Raw genomic sequence first — 963 nt, 5'->3', positions numbered from 1 at the left:
ACGGGACAGAGCGGGCGAGTAATACGCATGGTTCGTTGGCCCCTTGTCGCACTTCTGTGCGCCTTCGCCGTCATCGTGGGTGCGCCCTCTTCCTTTGCTGACCCGAGTCCCGACCCCGACCTCGCGCAGAGCGTCGCCGCGCACGAGGAGTGGTCGAATGAGGCCAGCGAGATCAGTGTCGGGCATGTCGACCTCGGCCCCCGACTGATCGACGGGCAGTGGAGGGCCGGACTGCGCCACGACGCCGAGACCGGCGCCGTGTGGCGCGACCCCAACCAGACCGTCTTGCGGGTCAATGATGCGGCCATCATGACCGCGCCCGACTCCGCCGACTACCCCTTCCTGGCCGACGTCGCCGGCAAGCCCGTGTACGTCGTTCCCCAGACGCAGAACCCGGGCGTCGTGTGGCTCGGCTGGAACACGCAGGACCCCGCCGTTACGGCCACCATCGACCGCGGCCTCACCATGCGCGTCGGCCCCGTGTCCGGCCCCGGCCGCGCGTGGCTGTTCCTGCAGTCCGGCACCTTCGGCAAGCCCCTCCTGCTCGCCGACTCGGGCGCGGCGCCCGGCGACGTGTGGATCGACTCGGGCACGCACGTGCACGCCAACTGGGCGTTCTCCGCCCCCGGCACCTACACGGCGACCGTGACCTTCCTCGGCACGACCACCGCTGGCGAGGCCGTGAGCGCCTCCACGACCCTGCGCTTCGCTGTCGGTGACGCCGCCTCCGCGTCCGAGGCCCTGGCCATGGCCGCGCCCGCCGCGGCGTCTGCTGATGGCGCTTCCGCTTCCTCCTCCGCTTCTTCCTCTGGGGCTGCGCCCGCTGCTTCCGGGGCCGCTGACCCCGCCGGTTCGTCCTCTGCTTCGGGGGTCGCGTCGGGCGGGCTGCCCGACTGGGCCTTCCTCGCGATCATCGCCGTCGCCGCGGCGTCGCTCCTCGTGATCGGCGCCCTCGTCGTCGCG

Annotated in this window: 1 protein-coding gene; it reads left to right on the top strand. The window is 72.1% G+C overall.

What is annotated here, in order from left to right; translation table 11 throughout:
* Positions 1-27: 27 nt before the first annotated feature.
* Positions 28-963 (top strand): choice-of-anchor M domain-containing protein (locus HMPREF1137_RS01565; RefSeq protein WP_007588059.1); only part of this gene is annotated, 936 nt, incomplete at its 3' end.

This window comes from Actinomyces sp. ICM39 (genome assembly GCF_000282935.1).
GTDB lineage: Bacteria > Actinomycetota > Actinomycetes > Actinomycetales > Actinomycetaceae > Pauljensenia > Pauljensenia odontolytica_B.
This window is presented reverse-complemented; position numbering and strand designations above follow the sequence as displayed.